Source organism: Paraburkholderia sp. SIMBA_030, from assembly GCF_046535245.1.
In the GTDB taxonomy this organism is placed as follows: domain Bacteria; phylum Pseudomonadota; class Gammaproteobacteria; order Burkholderiales; family Burkholderiaceae; genus Paraburkholderia.
In genome coordinates, this window is sequence record NZ_JAWRXB010000984.1 from 1 (window position 1) to 257 (window position 257).

At 66.9% G+C, this 257-nt stretch carries 1 pseudogene; it reads left to right on the top strand.

Going from position 1 to position 257, the window contains the following annotated elements:
• A pseudogene (locus SB772_RS42960) lies at positions 1-122 on the top strand (sulfonate ABC transporter substrate-binding protein); the annotation flags it as partial.
• Positions 123-257 lie beyond the last annotated feature (135 nt).

The window sequence follows — 257 nt, forward strand, 5'->3', positions numbered from 1 at the left end:
GGGCCGGCTACGGTGTGCAGCCCATCACCGATGCGACGCTCGCGTATCAGCAGAAGATCGCCGACGCGTTCAGCACGCTGAAGCTGATTCCCGGCAAGGTAACGGTCGCCAACGCGCGCTGACGCCCCGTCGCTGCGACGCGTTACGGCGAATGCGTCGCGCCGATCCGCCGCCATTCGTCGTAATCGGTGACGAGGCCCGCATCGTCCACCGCGATGTCGGCCGCATACGTGCCGCTCTCGTAGCGGTACACGCGT